The sequence below is a fragment of the Paenibacillus oryzisoli genome (assembly GCF_001653565.1).
GTDB lineage: Bacteria > Bacillota > Bacilli > Paenibacillales > NBRC-103111 > Paenibacillus_E > Paenibacillus_E oryzisoli.
This window is the reverse complement of sequence record NZ_LYPB01000058.1, coordinates 67,581-84,015: the sequence shown is the minus strand read 5'-3', so window position 1 is coordinate 84,015 and position 16,435 is coordinate 67,581. Positions and strand designations below refer to the sequence as shown.

Annotated in this window: 14 protein-coding genes; 12 read left to right on the top strand and 2 right to left on the bottom strand. The window is 46.7% G+C overall.

Features of this window, described 5'->3' with window-relative positions; genetic code table 11:
• Positions 1 to 3: 3 nt before the first annotated feature.
• The 12 genes from hxlB (at position 4) to A8708_RS11980 (ending at position 14,534) form a co-directional block, all read left to right on the top strand.
• A complete protein-coding gene (gene hxlB / locus A8708_RS12035; RefSeq protein WP_068663711.1) occupies positions 4 to 564 on the top strand; it encodes a 6-phospho-3-hexuloisomerase in 561 nt (186 codons plus the stop codon).
• A gap of 68 nt (positions 565 to 632) precedes the next feature.
• A complete protein-coding gene (locus tag A8708_RS12030) occupies positions 633 to 1,022 on the top strand; it encodes a winged helix-turn-helix transcriptional regulator (RefSeq protein ID WP_068663710.1) in 390 nt (129 codons plus the stop codon).
• Positions 1,023 to 1,186: 164 nt separating this feature from the next.
• Positions 1,187 to 1,639 (top strand): MarR family winged helix-turn-helix transcriptional regulator, encoded by a 453-nt coding sequence (locus A8708_RS12025; protein WP_068663709.1) that lies wholly within the window; start codon positions 1,187 to 1,189, stop codon positions 1,637 to 1,639.
• A gap of 25 nt (positions 1,640 to 1,664) precedes the next feature.
• Entirely contained in the window at positions 1,665 to 2,183 is a 519-nt protein-coding gene (locus A8708_RS12020; RefSeq protein ID WP_068663708.1) for a GNAT family N-acetyltransferase, read from the top strand.
• A gap of 39 nt (positions 2,184 to 2,222) precedes the next feature.
• Complete coding sequence (locus A8708_RS12015; protein WP_068663707.1) at positions 2,223 to 3,461, top strand: MFS transporter; 1,239 nt, start codon at positions 2,223 to 2,225, stop codon at positions 3,459 to 3,461.
• A gap of 195 nt (positions 3,462 to 3,656) precedes the next feature.
• On the top strand, positions 3,657 to 5,450 hold the full coding sequence (locus A8708_RS12010) for a sensor histidine kinase (RefSeq protein ID WP_068663706.1): 1,794 nt from the start codon (positions 3,657 to 3,659) through the stop codon (positions 5,448 to 5,450).
• On the top strand, positions 5,428 to 7,002 hold the full coding sequence (locus A8708_RS12005; RefSeq protein WP_068663705.1) for a response regulator: 1,575 nt from the start codon (positions 5,428 to 5,430) through the stop codon (positions 7,000 to 7,002). The genes A8708_RS12010 and A8708_RS12005 overlap by 23 nt, the downstream gene beginning before the upstream one ends.
• A 149-nt stretch (positions 7,003 to 7,151) precedes the next feature.
• Positions 7,152 to 8,012 (top strand): ABC transporter permease, encoded by an 861-nt coding sequence (locus A8708_RS12000; RefSeq protein WP_082927447.1) that lies wholly within the window; start codon positions 7,152 to 7,154, stop codon positions 8,010 to 8,012.
• The gene (locus A8708_RS11995; protein ID WP_068663703.1) at positions 8,006 to 8,866 is read left to right on the top strand and encodes a carbohydrate ABC transporter permease; all 861 of its coding nucleotides are present in this window, start codon (positions 8,006 to 8,008) and stop codon (positions 8,864 to 8,866) included. Before A8708_RS12000 ends, A8708_RS11995 begins: the two co-directional genes overlap by 7 nt.
• 45 nt (positions 8,867 to 8,911) lie before the next feature.
• Positions 8,912 to 10,474: an extracellular solute-binding protein gene (locus A8708_RS11990; protein ID WP_068663702.1), complete on the top strand. Its 1,563-nt coding sequence runs from the start codon at positions 8,912 to 8,914 to the stop codon at positions 10,472 to 10,474.
• Positions 10,475 to 10,494: 20 nt separating this feature from the next.
• A complete protein-coding gene (locus tag A8708_RS11985) occupies positions 10,495 to 11,778 on the top strand; it encodes an FAD-dependent oxidoreductase (RefSeq protein ID WP_068663701.1) in 1,284 nt (427 codons plus the stop codon).
• 173 nt (positions 11,779 to 11,951) lie between these two features.
• The gene (locus A8708_RS11980) at positions 11,952 to 14,534 is read left to right on the top strand and encodes a fibronectin type III domain-containing protein (protein ID WP_068663700.1); all 2,583 of its coding nucleotides are present in this window, start codon (positions 11,952 to 11,954) and stop codon (positions 14,532 to 14,534) included.
• A gap of 42 nt (positions 14,535 to 14,576) precedes the next feature.
• On the opposite strand, the gene A8708_RS11975 is transcribed toward A8708_RS11980, so the two are convergent.
• Both A8708_RS11975 and A8708_RS11970 read right to left on the bottom strand, forming a co-directional pair.
• Positions 14,577 to 15,380: a hypothetical protein gene (locus A8708_RS11975; RefSeq protein ID WP_068663699.1), complete on the bottom strand. Its 804-nt coding sequence runs from the start codon at positions 15,378 to 15,380 to the stop codon at positions 14,577 to 14,579.
• A gap of 2 nt (positions 15,381 to 15,382) precedes the next feature.
• On the bottom strand, positions 15,383 to 16,372 hold the full coding sequence (locus A8708_RS11970; RefSeq protein WP_068663698.1) for an ABC transporter substrate-binding protein: 990 nt from the start codon (positions 16,370 to 16,372) through the stop codon (positions 15,383 to 15,385).
• Positions 16,373 to 16,435: the final 63 nt, after the last annotated feature.

Here is a 16,435-nt window from a genome sequence, read left to right as displayed (position 1 = left end):
TTTATGATTCCTCATACAACGGCAGGAACATCACACGTAGCGGCCGAGCTCTATCATGCTTTTCAACAAATTAATGAAGGTGATGTTACAGAACTTGCCGAGCGAATTATGAAAGCCAATCGGGTTTATGTAGCGGGAGCGGGAAGATCGGGACTAATGGGTCGTGCGTTTGCGATGCGACTGATGCAGCTGGGTATTCCCGTCTATGTTGTTGGAGAAACCGTGACACCTGCGATAAAAACCGGCGATCTCCTCGTTATCGGCTCAGGTTCTGGCGAGACGCCGCTACTTGTTGCCTTCGCTCAAAAAGCCGCGGCGCTTCAAGTGGAGGTTGCCTTGATCACGCTATCTGCTCACTCGATGATTGGGCGAATTGCGGATTATACGGTTAAGCTGACTGGAGCTCGTAAAGATCAACAGGATGCAGGAATCTCCTTGCAACCCATGGGGAGTCTATATGAGCAAACCTTGCTGCTATTCTATGATGTTGTGATCTTAAGCCTCATGCAGAAGCTAGAGATGGATACGAACAGCATGTATGCCAATCATGCAAACCTAGAATAATGTCATGAGGTAGAAGGCTTCTTCCTAACTACGGTATAATGAGTATGTAGAGAGGAGGCCGCAACAGAATGGCACTTGAAGTCAAAGAACGAATTAATTTACAGGAGATTAATTGTGAGAAAGAACTAACACTGGCTGTTATCGGAGGAAAGTGGAAGTTAATTATCATGTGGCATCTGGGATTGGAAGGGACGAAGCGTTTCGGAGAATTAAAGCGGCTCATCCCGGGCATTACTCAGAAAATGTTAACGAATCAACTTCGCGAACTGGAGGAGGATCTTCTTATATGCCGAGAAGTGTATGCGGAGAATCCTCCTAAAGTGGAATATTCCCTGACTGTGTATGGGCAAAGCCTGATGCCGTTACTACAGATGATGTATGATTGGGGCAAAGGTTATAGAGAGAACGTCATACAGCCAACGATGCCCTCAGAAGGTAAAGAGAAGTCAGTAAAATGACTTCTTTTTTTGTTTCTTGGAGGGGGGATGGTTGCATACGTTATACCGGTAATACATGAGGTGGAATAGTGAATTCACCCCTGAATTTTTGTTGTAAATGCAATAAAATTGAGATAGTATTGATCTACCAATTATATTGCACTTACAACAAAAGGAGCTTACTAATGAAGGAAATCCTTCGTGAGATTGGCATGATCGCCAGGGCATTAGATTCAATAAGCAATATCGAATTCAAAGAGTATGATCTGACAAAAGGACAGTTTTTGTACCTTGTACGAATATGTGAAAGCCCAGGAATCATTCAAGAAAAGTTGGCTGAAATGATCAAGGTAGATCGTACAACAGCGGCTCGCGCCATTCAAAAACTCGAAATGAATGGGTTCATTGTCAAGCGAGATGACACTCTGAACAAGAAAATTAAAAAGCTCTTTCCAACAGAGAAAGGGGAAAATGTGTATCCTTTTATAAAAAGTGAACATGATTATTCGAATAGCGTTGCACTTGACGGGTTCTCAGAGGGCGAAGTAGAAACCATGTATGCTCTTCTTCAAAGAGTAAGAAAAAATGTTGTGAAAGACTGGGAGTACGTAAAAAAAGGAAACAAGAGGGAATATTGATTATAAAAAAGGAGTGACATGATGGATGACTCTACATATACACAAGTGTAGCTTTGACGATATAAGTAAACTTCAAGAAATTAGTGTTGAAACATTTACGGAGACATTTAAGGATCAGAATACATCCGAAAGTCTACATGCTTATCTGAATAAAGCTTTTAATCTCATACAGTTAGAAAAGGAAGTATGGAATCCCTTATCGCAATTTTTTTTCATTTATATGAACGATGAAGTTGCTGGATATTTGAAGGTCAACACCAATGAGGCTCAATCCGAAGCAATGGGTGACGACTCCCTTGAGATCGAACGAATCTATATAAAGGGCAAATTTCAAGGGCATGGACTTGGCAAATATCTGCTAAATACAGCGATAGAAACGGCAATGGCATGTGATATGAAGAGGGTTTGGTTAGGCGTCTGGGAAGAGAATGAGAAGGCGATTGCTTTTTATAAGAAAATGGGGTTTATTCAAACAGGAGCCCACTCTTTCTATATGGGAGAAGAAGAACAAATTGACTTGGTATTGACCAAATTACTCAACTAGAAAAGGCAAGGCAAGTTAACAAGTTAGGAGTTCAAAAAAATGAAAAAAAGTGCAGGCAAGTTCAATAAAATTTACGCCATGCAGTTGGCAACTATTTTTATTGGATTTGTGATCTTCGGGTTTTCGGAAAATATAAAAGGACCAGCAATACCGCGTATTCAATTCGATTTTATGTTAGATGAATCCCAGCTTGGCACTTTATTATCTTTGAATGCGCTGGGTTATCTGATTGCCTGTTCCTTTACAGCGTTTTTGACCAAAAAATGGGGAATCAAATGGGTTACTGTTGCCGCGTTCGCCTCTATGGCGGTTTCCGGTATTCTTATCTATTTTTCCCATCATTACACGTTGTTCTCGGCATCGTATTTCTTGATGTATATCGGCAATGGGATGTTGGAGATTGGCTTGGCTATTCTAAGCGCTCGGATTTTCGTGAGGAATACGGGTATGATGATGAATATGACCCATGGTTTCTATGGTTTAAGTTCAACAGTCGCTCCACTTATTGCAACGGGTCTTATGACGGTGACGATTGCTGGGCACACACTGGATTGGCGCGGGATGTATCTGGTGATGCTGCTATTGTCTGTGATCCCAATTATAATTACGCTGTTCAGTACATTCCCGGGAGATGACATCTCACACGAAGATCGTATTCCATTGAAAGCCTTGTTGAAAGACCGCGTGCTATGGTTAATGGTGCTAGTGCTTACGTTTGGTGTTGTATCCGAATTGGCCGTAGGCGGTTGGCTCGTTAACTTCCTGGAGAAGGCTTATAACTGGGATACCGTAAGTGCTTCTGGCATGTTGTCGATCTTTTTCTTATGTTTCGCATTGGCCAGGCTATTGCTTGGACCACTAACAGACCGGATAGGGTTTGTCCTATCCCTCATTATATCCTCTGGGTTTTCGGCCTTATGTACCTTGGCCGCCATACTTGGTGGTGAGAGCGTCGCGTTCTTGTTTGCTGCATCTGGTATAGGCATTGCGATGATTTATCCGACAGTGATGGCTTTTATCGCCAAGCGATATCCGAAGGGGAGCGATACGGTTATCACGTTCACGGTAACGTTGATGGGTATAGGCAGTGTAATCGGCAATTATCTCATCGGCGGAATTACAGGGCTCGTCAAACACACGGTAGGTGAGGATTCGCCTACAAGCTTGCTTCGTGGACTTCAAGCTGGCTACGGTTTTATTGGATTGTGTGCAGCCTTATGTGCAATAACTGGGCTTATTTTATACGTACATTTATATAGGAGGAAAGAAGTCATCTAACTTTCAAAAATAAATAAACGAAGACCCACTGTTGGTGCAGTGGGTCTTCGTTTATTTACGGATGAACCGAACCAATCACGTTAAATATGTTCCATTCGCAAGATAAAACTGTTCCTGTTCATGATAAATAAAGTGCTGTAACATTACCTTTATGATAGGCGAATTATGCCACTTTTTGGGGAGTGTATGTTGGAAATGATGGAACTTCTTCGCAAGCTGCTGCCGCAAAAAATAAAATTTCGATTATTCTTCAGCTTTGTGCTCGTGATTCTGATTCCACTGTTTATTTTGCAGCTCTACTATTACCGACAGACAGAGGACCTGATCGTAAACAAAATTAGCGAGCAATTCGGCGCGCAACTTAACATTATGAAAACGGACTATAACGACACGGTGAAAGCAATGTTCCTGCACCTAGTTCAATTGGAGAAAGAACCTGCCGTTATGGAAGCGCTGCAAGCCGGCGATAGCGTTCCGACCGACGATAACGCTAGGCAGATTCGCGAAGTACTCGAAAAAATGCGCAACCGTAATCTATCGCAAAGCCGTTTTTTGTATATGTCGGTGGCAGACGTGACTGGCAATCACTACGATTCCTTCGATGTGCCGCAAGGGGAAAGGCTGCTTGATTGGAACGCCGAGGCTATTGGCGAGTTGGCAAACTCGAAAGAAAGCTATCGCTGGATGTCCGCTGACCGAAACGATTTACCCGTAGGACTTAGTGGAAGTGCCCATATGCTGACGCTAACGGGTTCGCTCAAGAATCAGGGGAAGCTAGTGGGTGTCGTGCGAATCCGTTTCGATTATGAGGCGTGGATGAAAGGAATTGCCAAAGATTTCCCCGTACAACAAAACTATTATTTGGCCGATGAAGCGGGGAACTTGCTCTCTCAGACGGAGAAAATGAGCGGGATGAGCTCAGAAGTCGTCCGTAAGTTGCTGCAGAGCCCTAATCAGGAACTCCTGTCTTATATTGATGAACGTTATTCTATGTTGTACAACTCAATAACGTTAACTCCACAGAAATGGCAGATCATAGGTGAGTTTCCGCTTCGCTTTTATTTCGGCGACTTGAAGTTATTGGAAAGGCGCATGGTTATCACCTTCTTGCTGCTGACGGCTGCTTTTATTGGCTTGACCCTATTCGTCTCATCCACGATCACAAGGCCGCTTCATCAGCTCAAGAAAAAAATGGAGAACATGGTGAAAATGAGGCTGAAAACGTCCTTGCCGGAGAACAATTACCGTGGCGAAATACTTGCGCTCGCACAATCTTTCAATCAAATGGTCACAGATACGAATGGACTGGTACATCAATTGAAACAGGAGGAACGGCAGAAGGAAGCGGTACGGTTCCAAATGCTGCTAGCCCAGATGAAGCCACACTTTCTGCTGAACACATTGAATACGTTGAAATGGCATGCGATCGATCGGGAAGATAATGTTACATCGGAAATATGTATTCAACTAGGGAAGCTGCTAGAAACGAGTCTGAATGCGGAAGTGGAGCTGATCCATCTGAGGGAAGAAATCGAACTGATCAATGCGTATTTGTACATTCAAAATGTTAGGTTCGACCATCTATTCGACTTTCGTTACGAATACGAAGAGAAGCTTCAGTATGTGCTCGTTCCAAAGCTCAGCTTGCAGCCTCTTGTGGAAAATGCAATCGTACACGGATTCGCGAGAATGAATCGTGGAGGCTTAATTGTCGTTCGCATCTATGAACAGCACGACGCAGTCGTGGTAGAGGTTCAGGATAATGGACAAGGCTTGCAGGAAGCGGAGCGTGTAAGGCAGAAGCGAGTGCGCAAAGGCATCGGATTAACGAACGTGAAGGAACGGCTGGAGCTCCTGTTCAAAAAAAATGCAGAGCTGCAATTGATAGAGTTGGAGGATGGAGCATTGGTACGGCTGCGATTTCCTCTATTGATGTCAGTTCCTTATAGCAAAGGAGGGAATCTTCATGTGGAAACTGATCATCGTTGAGGACGAGCCATTAGTTAGAAGAACTATCGTTGGTAGAATTAATTGGCAGGAGCATGGCTTCGAACTCGTAGGCGAAGCGGGCAACGGACAGGAGGCCCTTGAACTGATGAAGTCGTACAACCCGGATCTCATTATAACGGATATCGTCATGCCCCTGATGGATGGCATCGAGCTGCTAAAGGAAGCCCGTACAGGAGGATGGGACTGCCGTTTTCTGATGTTGACCTGTATGAATGATTTTGAATTCGCGAGGCAAGCGCTCGATTATGGGGCTTCCGGGTATTTGCTCAAACTTTCCATGGATGTGAAATCGTTGGAAACGGCGCTGTATAAAATCAAGCGGGAGCTGGAGAGCCGAGCAGAAGTTCGCGAGCTGCAAGAGAAGCAGAGCTTGTACCGGTATCGCGACTTGTATCGTTCGCTGTGGGATCATTTTTACCTTAGGGAGGGTAGGCATCCGGGCTTGGAAGATGAGATGGTGGCGATGCCTTCATTCTCATTGCAGCATGTATTTTTTTGTGCTTTTTTACACGACAACGTGGAATATTGCATGGAGCAAGCACGGAAAATTGGTTTCCTTGGTTCAGACGCAATGAGTGGCCCGTCCGAATGGTCAACATTTACGCTGGACGGTATTACGACCGTCTTCGGCTGGAGTGACCGTACGATGGCTTGGAAAGCGCCTGTATTTGGCGAATCCGATACTTCGTACGCCGCAGTGTATGCCAAACCGTTCTCGGCCTCCGAGCTAGGCAAGGTCTGGTTCGAGGCACTGCTCATGCTGGACAGATGCTGGCACGACGGACGGACGGGCCTCGTAAGCGTTGATGCACGTTTTGGCCAACCGATGGCTTCATCTGCCGTAATCGGACATAAGGTTTCATCCTCAACCAGCCACCCCTTCTCCGCTTTATCTTGGTCTCACGAGAGGGAGTTACTGCTCATCTTCGAGCAGAGCAAAGTGGAAGCTTGCAAGACGATCCTTGATTTGCTATGGAACGAAATGAAGGATCTCTCGATACCGGTTACGTTCGTTAAAGAAACGACGGTAAGGTTGGACCGCCTTTTTGCGCGGATCGTTAATCATCCTGGACTGCCTTCTGCAGAATTAACGGTAGCTGCATCTTCCCAGCGGCTGAAAGAGCTGTTTTGGCAGCGAATCGAACGGTATTTGCAGCATAAGGCGGCGTCCGAGGAAGAACTGACAGACCATGAAGAGATAAACAAAATCATCCGGTTTATTCGGCAAAATTACGATGAGAATATTACGCTCAAATCGATGGCCCGCTATGTGGCGATGGAGGAGCATTATGTCAGTCGATTGTTTAAGTCGAAGGTCGGGGAAAATCTGATTAATTACGTACAGCACTATCGCGTTGAGAAGGCAAAGGTATTCTTGGCTGAGTCCGATTTATCCGTCAGCGATGTTGGTTGCAGCGTTGGATTCAGCAATGATAATTATTTCATTAAAATATTCAAGCGGGTGACGGGAATAACGCCAAGCGTGTACCGAAAGCGAATGGAGTCTCAAGAGGAACCACAGCACATATAAGTTAAATCCGTTCTATGATGTAGGCAATTCCGTTCCTTATTCGCGCCTCTGCTTCCTGTTACGATAAGTACATAACGTGAGGAGAGGAGGTTTGCCGATTGGAACATGCTTATTGGAGAAGGGTATGGAGCTTTAGGGCATTTTACCTAATGCTGTTGCCAGGAGTTGTCTATTACATCATTTACAAATATGTTCCAATTTACGGCTTGATCATCGCTTTCAAGGATTACGATATTCTGGAAGGAATTGTTAATAGCCCTTGGGCTGACCCGTGGTACAAACATTTTCAAGAGTTTTATGAATCCCCCTATTTTTCGCAGCTGCTCGGCAATACGGTTCTAATCAGTTTATATAAGATCATCTTCGGGATGATTCCGCCAATCGCACTCGCGATTTTACTGAATGAATGCCGGTATAAATGGTTGAAAAGCATCGTCCAAACGCTCAGCTACATGCCGCATTTTTTGTCATGGGTCATCATTTATGGGATTTTGGTCGTCTTGTTATCCGAAAATTCCGGCATAGTGAACCGTTGGATCATGGAGGCAGGCGGCGAGTCGATTCCATTCCTCAGTTCAACCGATTGGTTTAGGAGCGTGCTGGTCGGTTCGGACATTTGGCAGAACATGGGCTGGGGGGCCATTATTTACTTGGCTGCGATGGCGGGAATTGATCCGACACTCTATGAAGCAGCTCGTGTCGACGGGGCGAGTCGAATGAGAATGATTTGGCATATTACCCTGCCGGGTATCCGCAACGTCATCGTGCTGCTGCTCATTTTGCGTCTAGGACAGATGCTTGATGCTGGGTTCGATCAAATTTACATTATGTATAACGTGCATGTGTATCCAGTAGCTGACATCTTGGATACTTGGGTGTTCCGTACTGGTTTGGAACAATGGAACTTTAGCTTGGCTTCCGCCGTTGGACTGTTCAAATCGCTGATCGGTCTAGTGCTTGTCCTTGGTTCTAATAAGCTGGCGAGAAGATGGGGGGAGAGCATATGGTAAGAATGCCGGGGGAAAGAGTGTTTAATGGCATTGCCTACACATTGCTTGTCCTAGTTGGACTGGCAGCCATCTTGCCGCTCTTATACGTCGTTTCCGTATCGCTGACCCCCTATGGGGAAGTTCTGAAGAATGGCGGTTACGTGCTTATACCGAAGGATTTGACCTTAAGCGCTTACAGTAAACTGCTAGAGACGTCGAACATTTTCCGTTCATTGCAGGTAACGGTTCTAATCACGGTAATCGGCACGCTAATTAACCTTGTGTTGACCACACTCATGGCTTATCCCTTAAGCCGAAAAAACATGCCTTGGCGCAGCTTTTTCCTCGGGATGGTCGTCTTGACCATGCTGTTCGGCGGCGGGATCATTCCGACGTACTTGGTTGTGAAGGCAACGGGCCTAATCGATTCGATCTGGTCGATGATCCTTCCGAGTGCCATATGGAGCTTTAATGTGTTAATTATGAAAAGCTTTTTCGAGAACTTGCCGGAGGAGCTGCTTGAATCAGCGCGTATTGACGGTGCTAAGGAATTTCGTATTTTGAGACAAATCGTTGTCCCCCTGTCGAAGCCATCCTTGATCACGATCGGGCTGTTTTATGCGGTCGGTCATTGGAACCAGTTCTTCTCTGCAATTATGTATGTGACAGACCGTAGATTGTATCCACTTCAAGTGGTTGTCCGTGAAATACTGATGATGACGCAGCAGCCGCTGGAAAGCGCTGAGAACATGGTTCCGACGGTAACGATGCAAATGAGCGCTGTAGTGCTCGCAAGCTTGCCTATCATTGTCGTGTATCCGTTTTTGCAGAAGCATTTTACGAAAGGCATGCTGCTTGGTTCTATTAAAGGTTGAAGTAGACTTGACTCATACAAAGACGATGAAAGAAGGGGTTCGTGCATGAAAAAATCATGGAAACGCGTAACGGCAGTTTCAGCTGTATTGGCGCTAGGAGGCAGCTTGCTGGCAGGGTGCGCTACAGGAGATGCAGACAAGAAACAATCTTCGGCTAGTCCAGCGACATCGAATCAAGGCGAGAGTGCTAAACCCACTGCTCCCGTAACGTTGAACATCTCGTTGACAGGCACGGGATTGCCTTTGCCGGAGGCGGATGTGCTTAAGAAGGAGCTGGATGCTAAGCTCGGTACGAACCTGATGCTAACCGCGATTCAGACGAATGAGGATTACAACAATCAACTTCGGGTCCGTATGTCGGGTGGCAACTCCCCTGACCTGTTCCAAGTGTCAAACATCGATATGAAGGAATACGCGGACAAAGGGTTGTTGCTCGATTTAACGCCGTACCTTGACAAGGAGCTGAAGCCTGCCAAAACGTTCATCACGTCATTGGGCAGTGATCTCCTGAAGAAATCCACGGTTAACGGTAAAATTTATGCCATTCCGCGTAATGGCGACTTGCCTTTCAACTCGTTCTGGATACGGAAAGATTGGTTGGATAAGCTCCAATTGAAAATGCCGACGACAATCGACGAGCTGTTGGAAGTGGCTAAAGCATTTACGGAGAGGGATCCGGACGGCAACTCGAAGAAAGACACCTATGGACTGACGGGACTTGAGTTCAATGCATTTGCTCCAGTGCTAGGCGCGTTCGGTATTAGCGATATGTTCAGCTCTGGTGTCTTCTACGGGAAAGACGGCAAATTAATGAACGCTTTCAATGACCCCGCAATGCCGCAGGCACTTGCTTTCATTCAAAAGATGATCGATGCGAATGTGGTCGATCCTGAGTTTATGACGAACAAAGGCAGCAGCGTGCAGCAAAAAGCGTTTCAAGGAAAAGCTGGTATTGTCAACATGGCTTGGACCGAGATTGCTAAGGACGAAATGGTCAATCAATACAAAACGGTTAATCCGAACGCCGAGTGGGTTCAGCTTCCTGCCCCGAAAGGACCAGCGGGACAATTCGACGGTGCGTTCGATTTCGACAAACCTTCCCGACTGATGGCTATTCCCAAGTCACTTGAGAAAGACCCGGTTAAATTGAATAAAATATTCGAATTTATCAATTATGTCTCTTCGCAGGAAGGCAACACGCTGGTCATGTATGGTGTCCAAGGCAAGCATTACAACCTGAAAGAAGGCAAAGTTGCGATGACGGAACTGCTAGCTAAGGAAGGAAACCACTTCTATATGTATCAGCTAACTGGACGTCCGAACGATCAATATTTAAGCGCGAAGTTCCCTAATCAGAAAGCGATTATTGAGTTTGCGGCAAAAGCGCAGCGCATAAGGTTGTTTGACAGCTCTGTTGTGCCTCCCGCTGGCTTCAATAAAGCGGACGCGGACCGCTATGCAACGGAAGAGTTGGTCAAATTCGTGTATGGCAAACGTCCAATCTCGGAATACAGTGATTTCCTCAAAACGTTGGAGGGCACATTCAAGTATAAGCTGTACACAGACGCAGCAGAGAAGCAAATCAAGGAGCAGGGCTTAATTAAATAACCTGCAGAGGAGTGGAGAATATGCCGGATTTGGAATATGACGTCATCGTGATGGGGGGTGGTCCAGGCGGGATCGCCGCCGCAGTCTCATCTGCCCGTCTTGGGGCGAGAACGCTTTTGGTTGAAAGATACGGCTTTCTTGGCGGTGCTGGGACGGCTATGATGGTTAATCCCTGGATGCCGTATTGGGCTAGTACTGCGGATGGCAAAGAGGTGCAAGTTATTTTTGGTGTACTGCAAGAGCTGATTGAGGGAATGACGAAGCTTGGCATGTACGGACACCCGAAACAAAGGGCAGCTTTCGATCCGGAGGCGCTAAAGGTGGTTGCCGAACGATTGTGTCTAGAAGCGGGAGTCGAGTTGCTGTACCACACCTTTCTGGGTGGCGTACGGATGGATGAGGTTGGAAACGGCATCCATTCGGTCATTGTGGCGAACAAAGCGGGACTGACAGAGCTGCGTGCTCGGATGTTTGTAGATTGCACAGGAGATGCCGATTTAGCTGGTTTTGCGGGAGCTGATGTGGAAAAGGGACGCAGCGTAGATAGTCTGATGCAGCCGATGACGCTCAATTTCCGTATGGCGAATGTCGACACGGATCGGATGCCCGATAAGTTGGAAATCACGCGCCGCTTCCTTGAAGCGAAAGCGCGCAAGGAGATCGATTGTCCGCGTGAGGATGTGCTCTGGTTTTACGCGAACCAGCCGGGCGTCATTCATTTCAACACGACACGGATCATCCTGAAAGACGCTACGTGTCCATGGCAGTTGACGGAAGCGGAAATCGAAGGCCGACGTCAAGTACAAGAGCTCGTTGCATTTTTGCAAAGGCATATCGAAGGGTTCGAACAGGCCTACTTGCAAACGACGGCTCCGCAAATCGGTGTACGCGAGTCGCGAAGGGTAGTCGGCGACTATATGCTGACCGCGGAGGAGCTATTGTCTGCGTGCAAATTCGACGATTGCATCGCGCGTGGCACGTATCCAGTGGACATTCACAATCCGAACGGTGAAGGCACGGTCATTCAGCATTTGGAACCGGGGAAATGGTATGAAATTCCGTTCCGCTGTCTTGTGCCCAAAAAGATTGATAATTTGTTGGTGGGCGGTCGACCGATATCCGCCACGCACGAAGCGCATTCGGCCATACGGATTCAGCCGATTGCTATGGCAATCGGCCAGGCGGCGGGAGCTGCTGCCGCTTTGTGTGCACGGGGGAATATGACGCCGAGACAGGTGGATATCCGGCGTGTGCAAAAGGCTTTGACAGAGCAAGGCGCGCAACTCGGATTGGCGTCAGTATAACAAACCTAGACGAAACAGTAAGGCAAGGTGGTAGCAAGCAAGAGACGCAACGCGAGCGAAGATCACCTATGTTGGACGTTGGTACGCTGAGATTAGCGTACCACGCGTTCTCTCATTGGCTGTATGCTTCGACCTAAAACATTGAGCTATGAAACTAAGGAAGGTTGTGACTTATGAAAAAGAAAATCAGCACCATGCTTGTGGTCGTTATGATGGCGGTAACCATTTTGCAATTATTCATTTATGAAAGCGTTGTCAGGGCGGCCGCGAACGACAATTTATTTGCGTACAACAGTGGATTCGAGCTGACACCTGATTATACCGGATGGGGGAAAGGCGCTGTATCTGGCGCTGCTGTCACGATTCAGGGAGGCGTGGTTAGAAGCGAGGCCAAAGCGGCTAAAATTGTTTTTGACGGAAGCGATAAGACGTTAGAAATCGACCGGTTTTCTGCTGTTGAAGGCGGTACGGCGTATTATTATGAGCTGTGGCTGAAGACGGATAACATCACAACCAGCGGACACAAACCGCAAATTACGTTGATGGGTTATAACGGAAACACATTCAAAAGAGTAATTCAGTCAACCGTTGAAACAAGTCCCAATCAAGATTGGACGAAATACGAGGGAACCATCGTGATGAATACGGATGAAAATAAAGTAAGATTGCTGATCCGCAGAGCAGCTGGTGGAGGGGGTATTACAGGAACGTTGTATGCGGATGACGTTGTACTGGCCAAAAAACCGGATTCGCTTACTATTACACCGAACTACCGGCAGTTTTCAATAGGCAATAGCTCTGACTTAAGTGTACTGCCTGTATCAGCCCAATACGGTTCAATGTCGATTGAAGTTACGCCAGCGGTCAAGTGGGCTGTAAGCACTGGAGCAGCATATGTGCTTAACAACCAACTATACTTTACCGGCAGTTCAAGCGGTGGAACGGTAACACTGCAAACGTTGTATATGGGTACATCGGCAATCGCAACGATCGATTATGTTCAAGACAATGAGCCTCCGACCGCACCAAATAACTTGAGAGCGGAGCAGATCGGCATCTCCAAGGTGAAATTAAGCTGGGACGCAGCGAGCGATAATATCATGGTTACTGGGTACGATGTGTACATGAATAATATTTTGACCGCATCGGTTACTGGAAACGTGTATGCACCAGAAGGGCTGACGCCGAATTCTTCGTATGTGTTCAAGGTGATAGCCAAAGATGGAGCTGGACTTTTATCCGGACCCAGTCAGACGTTGACGGTAACAACGAAGAGTGACGTATCTTCGGCAGCAGCTTCGATCAACACGAATGATGTTGTTAAGCAGGCTAGTAAGCGCATGCTCGGCTACAATCACGACTGGTATCAAAGCCAGATTGCGATCATGGAAGATAATCCAGCGAGTCTAAACATCAAAACCGAATATACGAATCTGCTCCAAAATTTCGGCTTACCCATGCCGCTGAACCGGATGGCGGGCAGTGATTCTCAGGTATTCCGATGGCAGCAGGCAGTTGGCAATCTTGCACAAAGAACGCCGCAAAGTACTTGGGGCGAACCTGCCGCTGTCTACCGTTTTGGGCCTGCCGAGTGGCTTCACTCCGTCCTTGCGGTCGACCCTAATGCTGAATTTGTTTGGAATTTCAACATGATGATGGATACGCCTGAGGACCATGCCGATGCCGTCGAATATTTGACTGGAGCCGGCGGAGGTGTCAATCCCAATGGCGGCATCGACTGGGCACAACGGCGAATTGATGCAGGCATTGTCGCTCCGGTAAATGTAGCCGTATGGGAGCTTGGGAACGAGCTGGATTTTGCCAAATATAAAGACAAGTTCGGTCCCGACGGTGTCGAAGCGTATATTGAGGCGTGCAGGGAGACAATCCTAGAAGTTCGTAATCTGATCCCAAACGCGAAGATTGCCGTATTAGCCAAAACGTCGCCGTGGAGCGACTATAACGATAATGTCGTATGGCGCGAATGGCATCAAGCTATCCTAGAAGAGTTAGGTGACGATATCGATTATATAACGTTCCATCCGTATTATTTGGGTTACCCGATCAGCAAGATGGAGCAATATTTGGACGCCATTCGTGACGATATTGTACAGATTACCGGCTCTGACCGGATCAAAGTGTTTCTTTCCGAGCATGCCGTATGGCCTGAGGAGCTACCAGGCAAGACATGGAAGGAAAGCTGGTACCAGACGCACGCGTTAAAAGGCGTTTTGGGCACGGCCCAGTTCCTGAACCGGATGTTCCAGCGCGAGGAAATTGCTTCCGCAACGTATCACTCGTTTAGTTCCGGACCTTGGGGTCTGGTATACAAATCACCAGATACTGGCCAGCTTTATTTAACGGGGATGGCCGATCTGATGAAGCTGCTGAATGAAAGCCTTGGCAGCGAGGTAGTGCGTGTAACACTGACAGGTGAATCAACAGAAGTTGGAAATCAGTATGCCAGTCTTACGGTAAATGCGATGAAAACCGCTACCGGGATTAATCTCGTCATTGTAAACCGTGAGCCAGAATTAAAGCGGCAAATTCACTTCAGCGGGTTGAACAGTTACACGGCTGTCAAGGAAACGATATTAACTGGCGATTCGCTAGATTCGTATAATACCGGAACAAGCCAGGAGATTCAGGTGGATACGTCTGAATTAACGGGGAATGCACCGTTTGCCACATACCTGATGCCAGCCAAAAGTGTGGTCGTGCTCACGTTAGATACGATTACGCCTCCTGCCCCATAATGACCTAGAAGAGGCTCCAAGGGGAGCCTCTTTGTCATTTTATTACGGTTGGTTATCGGGAGAATGCAGCAGATGTATGCGTTCCTCGGGATCTAACTTAGGACAAGTTGTGCAATAATCACGCTTCGCTGTCCCAGTATCAATTTGATAAGCTAAGCAACAATATGACCGTACATAGAAGTGTGGGCCGTGCCAATCCGGATGCTGGAACATGCGCAGTTTAACGGCTAGCAGATTACCGGGGAACGGTTCAATCAAGAGAGCTAAATCTCTTCGTATGAGTTCCAAACGGTTGTCAGTTCGCCAATGCTTCTGATCGGATGCCAATCGGATATAGAGTTGTTGCAGGTTATGCGAGACTAGGGACCACATCACCTTGATGTTAGTTCCTGTATGCAAGGCTACTGCTTGAAAAAGCGGCACGGTATGAGTTTGCAGAAGCTGGACATATTCACTAAATTGAAGATCACGTTCTAGAGTAGGAAACGCGAGCAGCGAATATCCGTCCATCACCACTGTCTCGTACGCCATAGCACCACCTTGCGTCGAATTGAATCGGACGTGGTTGGGGGATGCCGATAACAACGTATCGTGAAGGCTTGCCGCTGCAAAGAGCCCCATAAGGAAGACGGAATAACGTTTGGCAAATAAAGTGCCTACAACTGTGCATTCAGGATGTCCCAATTGAGCAGACTGCTCATTCAGAATATGAGCTAGGGAGGCTTCCTCCAATAGATTCATCGCTGAATAGGAGTAAGACGATTCCTCGCAGTCGCGGAGGGAGGTGACGAAATAGTGTTGCAAGGAAGAAGTGAGCTCCTCTATGCTTGTACCCTCTTTAGCCATCTTTACTTAATAATTCTCAAGATTTCATCAATAATTTCCCCACGCCCGATGACACCCCATCCTTTAAAGAGCCAGAAGGAGTCTGTTTCATAAATCTTATTTGTCATAACGGCCGGTGTATTTTTCCACAGAGGACTATCTTTTAAATTCTTTAAAAAGTCGTTAGCATTAGGATCCGTCTCTAATAGAACATAGTCGGCATTGATATCAGGAATTTTCTCCATAGATAAGTCAACGCGTTGATCTTTCGGCGTAAGTGCAGTCGGTGTAAACCCTAGATCGTTATAGAGCAACACTTGGGTTGGATGTCCATTTTGTGCGTAAAGCTGAAGATTCTTTTCTCTAACGCGCAAGTAAGCCATATTCTTTTTGGGCAATGCTTTAATTTGCTCACGTGCTTTCGCTACCTTTTGCTCAAGTTCGGCGATTTTTGCTTTGGCAAGATCAACTTTGTCATACATCTCAGCGATCATCAGGATATCTTTTTTCCAAAAGTTAACGTCGCTCTCAAAATCTAGCCATTCATTCCCCATCACAATCGTTGGTGCGATTTTCTGAAGTTGATCATACATAGTAGCAGCGGTACGGCTCTCAACGAGGATAACATCTGGCTTTATTTCCAGAATAGCTTCGAGATTAGGCTTGTCAGCCGATCCAACAAGTGTAACGCCCTGTAGTTGTTTAGCTAAATAAGGCAGATAATCTCCGCCATAGCGGACTTCATTGTTGACGCCAGCCGGCTTTTCGCCAATGGTTAACAAATGGTCGATATAGGCTGCTGACAGTACCACAATTTTGTTAATTTTAGCAGGGATGACTGTTGTACCCTTCAAGTGGGTGATCGTTCGCGTCGATGGAGCAGCAGGCGTAGCTGCAGTTGGGCTTGCACTTGACTGAGTTTGCTGGCTTGTTCCTGTATCGGCACCGCAAGCTGACAATAGAAGTACGAGAATGATGGACATGATCCATCCCGTATAGTTATTCCTAGGCATTTGTAATCCTTCCTTCTCCCTAAATAATAATAATAATCATTATCATTATAAAAGGGGGTATAG